The following is a 9,915-nucleotide window of genomic DNA, read 5'->3' on the forward strand; positions in this document are numbered from 1 at the left end:
CGGCAGTGCACCGGGCTCCGCCCCAGGGGACGGCTCCCTTACGCCGCCCGCCCTCGTGCCGGTCATGGTAGCCGCACCCCGCCTGTCGCCACACCCTGTCACCGCGATGTCACTGTGCACGTAGCAGAAACGCAGCAGGAGACCAGAAGGTTCCCCGAATACCGCACTTCTACACGGCCACGAGCACACTGAGTCAGCGACTCCGTGTGAACACTGTTGGTTCCTGTCACTGGTCCCTCATCCACTGATCCATCACCGTCAGCAGATGATCGGGATCGACCGGCTTCGTCACGTAATCGGAAGCGCCCGACTCGATCGCCTTCTCCCGGTCGCCCTTCATCGCCTTGGCGGTCAGCGCGATGATCGGGAGTCCGGCGAACTGCGGCATCCTGCGGATCGCCGTGGTCGTCGCGTACCCGTCCATCTCGGGCATCATGATGTCCATCAGGACGACCGCCACGTCGTCGTGCTGCTCCAGGACCTCGATGCCCTCACGGCCGTTCTCGGCGTACAGCACGGACAGGCCGTGCTGCTCCAGGACGCTGGTCAACGCGAAGACGTTGCGGATGTCGTCGTCGACGATGAGCACCTTCTCGCCGCCGAACCGGATGCCCCGCATCGACTGCGGCGCGGCGTTCTGCTCAGCCGCCGACCACTGCTCCTGCTGCGCGGGCCGCTGCTCCAGCTCGTGCGCCGCCCTGCGACGGCGCCTGAAGAGCGCGGCGGCGCCGTTCTGCGTCTCGCGGTACGACCGCACCTCGGCCGGCGTCTCGATCTCCACCTCGGCCAGCTCCGCGAGGTCGGCCGCGGAGGCCACCAGGTCACCGGCGTCGAGGGGCGGCAGCTGCTGCTGATAGCCGTGCGGAGGCAGTTCGCTGGGATGCAGCGGCAAATACAGCGTGAACGTCGAGCCGCGTCCCGGCTCGCTCTGCGCATGGATCTCGCCGCCCAGCAGCTGCGCGATCTCCCGCGAGATGGACAGCCCCAGCCCCGTACCGCCGTACTTGCGGCTGGTGGTGCCGTCCGCCTGCTTGAACGCCTCGAAGATCACCCGCATCTTGCTGGCCGCGATCCCGATGCCGGTGTCGGTCACGGAGAACGCGATCAGCGGCGCGTCGGCCTCGGTCAGCGAACCGGCCTCCAGCAGCTGCTCCCGGATCTTCTGCGGCACATCCATACCGGAGGGCCGGATGACCAGCTCGACCGAGCCGGAATCGGTGAACTTCACCGCGTTGGACAGCAGGTTGCGCAGCACCTGCAGCAGCCGCTGCTCGTCGGTGTGCAGCGTGGCCGGCAGCTCCGGCGAGACCCGTACGGACAGGTCCAGGCCCTTCTCCGCGGTCAGCGGACGGAAGGTGGCCTCCACGTAGTCGACGAGCTGGACGAGCGCGATACGCGTCGGGGAGACGTCCATCTTGCCCGCCTCGACCTTGGACAGGTCGAGGATGTCGTTGATCAGCTGGAGCAGGTCGGAGCCGGCGCCATGAATGGTCTCGGCGAACTCGACCTGCTTCGGCGAGAGGTTGCCCTCGGCGTTGTCGGCGAGCAGCTTGGCCAGGATCAGCAGCGAGTTGAGCGGCGTACGCAGCTCGTGCGACATGTTGGCGAGGAACTCGCTCTTGTAGCGCATGGAGACCGCGAGCTGCTCGGCGCGCTCCTCCAGGACCTGCCGCGCCTCCTCGATCTCGGTGTTCTTCACCTCGATGTCGCGGTTCTGCTGAGCCAGCAGCTCGGCCTTCTCCTCCAGTTCGGCGTTGGACGCCTGGAGGGCCTTCTGCCGGTTCTCCAACTCGGCCGAGCGCTCACGCAGTTGCTCGGTCAGCTTCTGCGACTGCTTCAGCAGCACCTCGGTCTTGGTGTTGACCGAGATGGTGTTGACGCTGGTCGCGATCATCTCGGCGATCTGGTTGAGGAAGTCCTTCTGGATCTGCGTGAAGGGGGTGAAGGAAGCAAGCTCGATGACGCCGAGCACCTTGCCCTCGAACAGCACCGGAAGGACGATCACTTGCGCGGGAGGCGCCTCGCCGAGCCCGGAGGAGATCTTCAGATAGCCGCTGGGCGCGTTCTCCACGAGGATCGTGCGCTTTTCCTCGGCGGCCGTACCGATGAGCGCCTCACCCGGCCGGAAGGACGTCGGCATGGAACCCATCGAGTAGCCGTACGCCCCGAGCATCCGCAGCTCGTACTGGTCGTCGTTCTCGGCCGCCAGGTCCTTGCCGTCGAGCAGCGGCATGGCGACGAAGAACGCGCCGTGCTGCGCGGTCACCACCGGCGTCAGCTCGCTCATGATCAACGAGGCCACGTCCTGCATGTCGCGGCGGCCCTGCATCAGCGCGGAGATGCGAGCGAGGTTGCCCTTGAGCCAGTCCTGCTCCTTGTTGGCGATCGTGGTGTCGCGCAGGTTGGCGATCATCTTGTTGATGTAGTCCTGCAGTTCCTGGATCTCGCCGGACGCGTCCACGTCGATCTTCAGGTTCAGGTCGCCGCGGGTCACCGCGGTCGCCACGCGCGCGATGGCACGCACCTGCCGAGTAAGGTTTCCTGCCATTTCGTTCACGGACTCGGTGAGGTCGCGCCAGGTGCCGTCCACGTCACGCACGCGTGCCTGACCGCCGAGCTGCCCCTCCGTGCCCACCTCGCGGGCGACTCGGGTGACCTCCTCGGCGAAGCTGGACAGCTGGTCGACCATCGTGTTGATCGTCGTCTTGAGTTCGAGGATCTCGCCGCGAGCGTCAATGTCGATCTTCTTGGTCAGGTCACCCTTGGCGATGGCCGTGGTGACCATGGCGATGTTCCGCACCTGACCGGTCAGGTTGGACGCCATCTGGTTCACGGACTCGGTGAGGTCCTTCCACGTACCGGCCACTCCCGGTACGTGCGCCTGGCCGCCCAGGATGCCGTCCGTGCCCACCTCACGGGCCACCTTGGTGACCTGGTCGGCGAACGAACTCAGCGTCTTCACCATGGTGTTGAAGGTGTCGGCGAGCTGCGCGACCTCGCCGCGCGCCTCGATGGTCACCGTCCGGGTCAGGTCGCCGTTGGCGACGGCCGCGGCAACCTGGGAGATGTTGCGCACCTGCATGGTCAGGTTCTTGGCCATCAGGTTGACGTTGCCGCTGAGGTCCTTCCAGATGCCCGTGATGCCGGGCACGTGCGCCTGGCCGCCCAGGATGCCCTCGGTGCCCACCTCGCGGGCCACCCGGGTCACCTGCTCGGCGAAGCTGGACAGCTGGTCGACCATCGTGTTGACGGTCGTGACGAGTTCGAGGATCTCGCCCTTCGCGTCGACGGTGATCTTCTTGGACAGGTCGCCCTTGGCGACCGCGGTGGTGACCTCGGCGATCTGGCGCACCTGGATGGTCAGGTTGTTCGCCATGAAGTTCACGGACTGGGTGAGGTCCTTCCAGGTGCCGGAGACGCCCTGCACCTCGGCCTGACCGCCGAGCTGGCCCTCCGTACCCACCTCGCGGGCGACCCTGGTGACCTCCTCCGCGAACGACGACAGCTGGTCCACCATCGTGTTCAGCGTGTTCTTGAGCTCCAGGATCTCACCGCGCGCGTCCACGGTGATCTTCTGCGACAGGTCACCGCGAGCCACCGCCGTGGCGACCTGCGCGATGTTGCGCACCTGGGCCGTAAGGTTTCCTGCCATTCCGTTCACGGAGTCGGTCAGGTCCCGCCACACACCGGCGACGCCGGGTACCTGCGCCTGACCGCCGAGGCGGCCCTCGGTGCCCACCTCGCGGGCCACCCGGGTCACCTGGTCGGCGAAGCCGGAGAGCTGGTCGACCATCGTGTTGATGGTGTTCTTGAGCTCCAGGATCTCGCCGCGCGCGTCGACGTCGATCTTCTGCGACAGGTCACCACGGGCCACCGCGGTGGTGACCTGCGCGATGTTGCGCACCTGGGCGGTAAGGTTTCCTGCCATTCCGTTGACGGAGTCGGTGAGCTCCTTCCACGTACCGGCAACGCCCGGTACGACGGCCTGACCGCCCAGCCGGCCCTCCGTGCCCACGTCCCGGGCCATGCGCGTGACCTGGTCGGCGAAGGACGACAGCTGGTCCACCATCGTGTTCACGGTGTTCTTCAGCTGGAGCATCTCACCGGAGACGTCCACGGTGACCTTCTGCGACAGGTCACCGTTGGCCACCGCCGTGGTCACCTGGGCGATGTTCCTCACCTGTCCGGTGAGGTTCCGGAACGCCGTGTTGACGGAGTCCGTCAAGTCCTTCCACGTCCCGGCGGCTCCCGGCACCTGCGCCTGTCCGCCGAGCTCACCCTCGACACCGACCTCACGCGCCACACGCGTGACCTCGGCACCGAAGGACGACAGCTGATCGACCATGCCGTTGACGGTGTTCTTCAACTCGAGCATCTCGCCGGCCACATCGACGGTGACCTTCTGCGACAGGTCACCGTTGGCCACCGCCGTCGTCACCGCCGCGATGTCCCTCACCTGAATGGTGAGGTTCCGGAACACGGTGTTGACGGAATCCGTGAGGTCCTTCCACGTCCCCGCCGCGCCCGGCACGTTCGCCTGACCGCCCAGCCGCCCTTCGGCGCCGACCTCGTTGGCCACGCGCGTGACCTCGTCCGCGAAGATCCGCAGCGTCTCGGTCATCTGGTTGATCGTGTCCGCGAGCTGGGCGACCTCACCGCGCGCCGACACGGTCACCTTCTGCGACAGGTCACCGTTGGCCACCGCCGTCGTCACCTGGGCGATTCCCCGCACCTGGGCGGTCAGGTTGCCGGCCATGAGGTTCACCGAATCGGTGAGGTCCTTCCACACACCGGCCACACCCGGCACCTGCGCCTGACCGCCGAGCTCGCCCTCGGTGCCCACCTCGCGGGCGACTCGCGTCACCTCGGAGGAGAAGGACGACAGCTGGTCCACCATCGTGTTGACGGTGTTCTTCAGCTCCAGCATCTCGCCGGCCACATGAACCGTGACCTTCCGGGACAAGTCACCCTTGGCGACCGCTGTGGTCACCAGCGCGATATCCCGCACCTGCGCCGTCAGCCGGTACGCCATCGTGTTGACGGAATCCGTGAGGTCCTTCCACGAACCCGACATGCCACGCACGCGTGCCTGCCCGCCGAGCTTGCCCTCGGTGCCCACCTCGCTGGCCACGCGCGTGACCTCGTCGGTGAACGTGGACAACTGATCGACAAGGTTGTTTACAGTCCGCCCGACCTTGAGGAACTCGCCCCGCAGGGGATGCCCGGTCCCGTCCGACGCCTGCGTCCGCAACTCCATCCGCGGCGACAGATCGCCCTCGGCCACCGCGGACAGCACCCGGCCGACCTCGGAGACGGGCCGTACGAGGTCGTCGACCAGGGCGTTGGAGTTGTCGACGGCGGCCGCCCAGGAGCCCTCGCAGGCACCCGTCTCCAGCCGCTCCGTGAGCTTGCCCTCCCGCCCGACCATGCGCCGCACACGCGCCAGCTCACCCGTCAGGTGGAGATTGCGGTCGGCCACCTCGTTGAAGACCGCGGCGATCTCGGACATCACGCCGTCGCCGGACACCGTGAGCCGTTTCCGGAAGTTTCCGTCGCGCATCGACACCAGCGCCGTCAGCAGCCGGTTCAGGGCAGCCGTATCCACCGCGGTGGTCCCGCCACGCGTCTTGCGCTCGTTCCTCAGGGACTGTCCGCCTTTCGCGCGCGTCTTAGTGCCCCGCGTCGCTGCGCCAGACTCCACTGTGTCCCTCCCGCAGGGGTCGACCGTTACTGCTGTGCTTGGCTTCTACTTCTGCGCGTACCCGTTACTGCTGGGTATTCCTGCCGGATATACCAGGCCACACCACGTGCTGCTGCCCGCGGTACGCGAATGACACTCAGCCTGACCGGACCTTCACAAGAAGCTTGCCCAGTGTTTCACCCCGGCTGAACCCGGCCATAACAGTTCGGCAGCTTCGCACATCGTCCGCACACCCTCCGGACGGAAACACTGCAGACCGGCATCCTCACGGACCGCGAAGGTAAGTAACCTTGCATGCGGCTGTCCAGCCTCGCCGGTCGCGTCCGGCCTGGGCGGTGGCAGGAGGAGCACGAGCGGGCATCGGAGGGGCAGCCGGACATGACCACCGGACTGATCCCGGGGGGACCAACCCCGGACCGGCCGACGGGCACCCAGGTGCCGCACCAGCGGCGCGACCCGATCGGCCACGAAGCCCTGCACGTCGACAACCGGACGAGGAGTTCTGTGATCACCGCGCGCGCGGCAGCCAGCTTCGATCCCGTCGGGCGATCGGTCGCGAGCGCCCGCTCCTTCGTTCGTGACACACTCCAGGGCTGGGGCTTCGCCGACATCGTCGACGACGCCGTAGTCCTCACCAGTGAATTGGTGACCAACGCCGTCGTGCACGCGGGCACCTCCGCGGACGTCCTGTGTCTGCGCAGTGACGACGGTGTACGGATCGAGGTGGCCGACCGGTATCCGGAGCGCGAGATCCCCCTCCAAGGCTCGCCCGTCAACATGGGCAGTCCCGACCGCGAGGGCGGCCGCGGCCTCCAGCTGTGCGCGGCCCTGGCAAGCCGCTGGGGCGTCGAGTACACGCCGACCCACAAGCAGGTCTGGTTCCAACTCGACCTCCCCGAACGCCCGGTGGGCACCCGCGCGGCAGGCCCGTCCCTGCCCTCCGACCTTCTCCCCCTCGCCGACGGCCGCGTCCGCGTCGCCGTGGTCCAGATCGACCGCAAGGGCGCCGTCTCGTCCTGGAACGAGGACGCGGAGGACCTCTTCGGCTATGCGGCCGAGCAGGTCACCGGCAAGCCCCTGACCGACCTCGCGGCCTGGCCGCACACACCGGGCACCAGCACCGGCATCGCTGAGGCGCTCCAACTCTCCCGCTGGGAGGGCAGCTACGGCATCAGGGGCGCCAACGGCCGCGTCACACCGGTGTACGCCTCACACCTGCGCGTCCGCGACACAGGCGGCGAACCGTCCACGGTCTGCCTCCTGGTCCGCGACCACGAACGCGCCGTCCTGCAGACACCGTTGCGCGTCCCCGCCTCCGACACCGGCGCGACCGGCGACGCCCAGAGCACCGACCCCTTCGAGGTGTTCATCGGCTCCCCGGCCCCGGACGACCTCGACGGCCTCCTCCAGCGCACGGTGGAGCGCGCCCGCGACATGCTCGACGGCGACTCCGCGTTCCTGCTCCTGGCGACCGACGACGAAACGGAGTTGGAGGTCCGCGCCTCGACCGGCCTGCCCTCCGCACGCCAGCGCTTCGCGCGCGTGCCCGTCGAAGCGGGACCCGGCCGCTACGGCTCGGCCCGCATGCCGGCGGTCCACGAGGACCTCACCATGGTCCCCGGCGCCGTACCCCTGCTCAGCGGCACCGGCATGCGCTCGGTCGTCACGGTCCCCCTGAAGGTCGAGGGCCGCCTCACCGGCTCCCTCGGCGTCGCCGCCGAGGCGCCCAACAGATACTCCAACGAAGAGGCGCTGCGCCTCCAGTTCGCCGCCGACCGCATCGCGCTGGCCGTGGAATCGGCCCGTCTGGGTGAACTGGAGCGACTGCGCCGAGGCTCGCTCAGCTTCCTCGTCGAGGCCTCCGACCTGCTCGCCGGCACCCTGGACCGCGACCAGACCCTGGCCCTGATGGCCCAGATGACGGTCCCCACCCTGGCCACCTGGTGCGCGGTCTACACGATCGCCGACCAGGCCTCGGAGCCGTATCTGTCCTACGTCCTGCACGAGGACGAGGAACTCATCGACGGCATCAAATCGTTGCTCTCGAAGATCGCGCCGCCGGACCCGGTCCCCACCCCCGGCGCCCGCGTCTGGTCCGCTCCCGCCCAGTCCGCCCACCAGGCGGCCCTGCGCACCTCCATGCGCAGCCTGGGCCTTGGCGAGCCGATCGGCCGCATCAGCGCGGGCATCGGCCCCACCCTCGCGACGGCATCCGCGGTGGGCGGCGAGACGGTCGTACTGCCCTTGGTGGCCCGCAACCGAGTCATCGGCATGTTGACGCTCGGCAAGCCGACCGACGAACACTTCCGCCAGGAAATCCTGGAGTTGGCGGAGGACCTCTCACGAAGGGCCGCCCTCGCCCTGGACAACGCCCGCCTCTACTCCGAGCGCACAGCCATCAGCCAGTCACTCCAGCGCAGCCTCCTGCCGCCCGAGCTGCCCGAGATCGACGGCGTCGAGGTCGAGGTCATCTACCGCGCGGCCGGCGAGGGCAACGAGGTCGGCGGCGACTTCTACGACCTCTTCCCGATCAGCGACGGCGCCTACGGCTTCGCCATCGGCGACGTCTGCGGTACGGGCCCGAACGCGGCGGCGGTCACCGGCCTTGCCCGGCACGCCCTCCGTCTCCTCGCCCGCGAGGGCCTCAGCGGCCCGGCGGTGCTGGAGCGCCTGAACTCAGCGATCCTCGACGAGGGCGCCCGCAGCCGCTTCCTGACGCTCCTCTACGGCGAGTTGAGGCCGCAGCAGGACGGCAGCGCCGAGCTGAAGGTGGTCTGCGCCGGCCACCCGCTCCCGCTCCGCCTGCGCCAGGACGGCACGGTCGAACCGGCAGCCGAACCCCAGCCGCTCCTCGGCGTCATGGACGACCTGGAGCTCTACGAGCAGACGGTCACCCTCGATCCCGGCGACGTCCTCCTATGCGTCACGGACGGCGTCACCGAACGCCGCGAAGGCAGCCGCATGCTGGGCGACGACGGCCTCACCGACGTCCTCACCACCTGCACCGGCCTCACGGCGGGCGCGGTGGCCGCCCGCATCATGCGCGCGGTCGAACGCTTCGCCTCCGACGCACCGTCAGACGACATGGCGATCCTGGCCATGCGCGTCCCGGGCATCCACAAGGACTGAGGCCAGGATCGGCAAAAGGGCATGAGAAGGGCCCCGCCCGAATGGGCGGGGCCTTCTACGTGGAGCCCCCAAACGGAATCGAACCGTTGACCTTCTCCTTACCATGGAGACGCTCTACCGACTGAGCTATAGGGGCCTGCTACCTTTTGCGAAGTTTCCCTCGCGGCAACGGAATAGATCATACCCCGAACACACCCGCGCTCCAAAACCCGCTCAGAAAGCGGGCTGGAGCAGTCCCCCGAGAGCATTGCAGGCGGACACGATCCGCTGCATGTCCCGCTTGGTCAGCGCGGCGTCAACAGGCAGAGCCAACGTTTCATCAGCGGCCCGCTCGGTCTCCGGCAGGACCACACACCGCCGGAATTCGGGCAGCCGATGCACAGGCGTCTTCACCGGCACCCTGCATTCAACCCCCCTGGCCCGCACGGCCCGGGCAAAAGCGTCACGATCCGGCCGCCCGTTCCCCGGCACACGCACGACATACTGCTGGTAAGTGTGCCCATCACCACCATCGGGCGTGAGTACGCCCTTCAACTTCGCGTCCAGATACGAGGCCCGCTGCCGGCGCTGAGCGATCTCGTCGTACGGAGCCTCGGACTCACCCTGCTCCAACACCAGCAGCCCATGGCGCTGCCCGATCTCGTGCAACCGTGCGATATCCGCCGACCGCCCGAAGCGGTGTACGGCGACGACGGCAGCCGTCCGCGGGGTGACAGCCGCCTCGACGGCGACGGCGTCCAGGCAATAGGTCACCGGGTCTATGTCGGCGAACACCGGCAGCGCCCCGGCCAGGATCACGGCCTCGGCGACTTCGACGTTCCCGAAGGCCGGTACGACAACCTCGTCACCGACTCCGACGCCGGCGGCCCTGAGCATTGCAGCAGTACCCATACGGGGGATGTTGGTTGCGCAACGTGAACTTCAGGTGACGCACAACAAAAAAGGGTTGGACCCAGAACCGAAGTTCCGGGTCCAACCCTACTAAAAGGAGTTCGGCGGCGTCCTACTCTCCCACAGGGTCCCCCCTGCAGTACCATCGGCGCTGTAAGGCTTAGCTTCCGGGTTCGGAATGTAACCGGGCGTTT

The 9,915-nt window shown here is 67.9% G+C and carries 3 protein-coding genes, 1 tRNA gene and 1 rRNA gene; 1 reads left to right on the top strand and 4 read right to left on the bottom strand.

Features of this window, described 5'->3' with window-relative positions; translation table 11 throughout:
* Positions 1–226: 226 nt before the first annotated feature.
* Positions 227–5,701: a HAMP domain-containing protein gene (locus ACIA8X_RS34455; protein ID WP_393456359.1), complete on the bottom strand. Its 5,475-nt coding sequence runs from the start codon at positions 5,699–5,701 to the stop codon at positions 227–229.
* Between the two features lie 378 nt (positions 5,702–6,079).
* Between ACIA8X_RS34455 and ACIA8X_RS34460 the strand changes: the two genes are divergently transcribed.
* On the top strand, positions 6,080–8,830 hold the full coding sequence (locus ACIA8X_RS34460) for a SpoIIE family protein phosphatase (RefSeq protein WP_393456356.1): 2,751 nt from the start codon (positions 6,080–6,082) through the stop codon (positions 8,828–8,830).
* 60 nt (positions 8,831–8,890) lie between these two features.
* Here the strand turns inward: ACIA8X_RS34460 and ACIA8X_RS34465 are convergent.
* The 3 genes from ACIA8X_RS34465 to rrf form a co-directional block, all read right to left on the bottom strand.
* Positions 8,891–8,966, bottom strand: a tRNA-Thr gene (locus ACIA8X_RS34465).
* 77 nt (positions 8,967–9,043) lie between these two features.
* The gene (locus tag ACIA8X_RS34470; protein WP_393456956.1) at positions 9,044–9,706 is read right to left on the bottom strand and encodes a DegT/DnrJ/EryC1/StrS family aminotransferase; all 663 of its coding nucleotides are present in this window, start codon (positions 9,704–9,706) and stop codon (positions 9,044–9,046) included.
* Between the two features lie 114 nt (positions 9,707–9,820).
* Positions 9,821–9,915: ribosomal RNA gene (gene rrf, locus ACIA8X_RS34475) — 5S ribosomal RNA — on the bottom strand; the annotation flags it as partial.

Origin of the sequence: Streptomyces sp. NPDC051738, assembly GCF_044453205.1 — a bacterium.
In the GTDB taxonomy this organism is placed as follows: Bacteria; Actinomycetota; Actinomycetes; order Streptomycetales; family Streptomycetaceae; genus Streptomyces.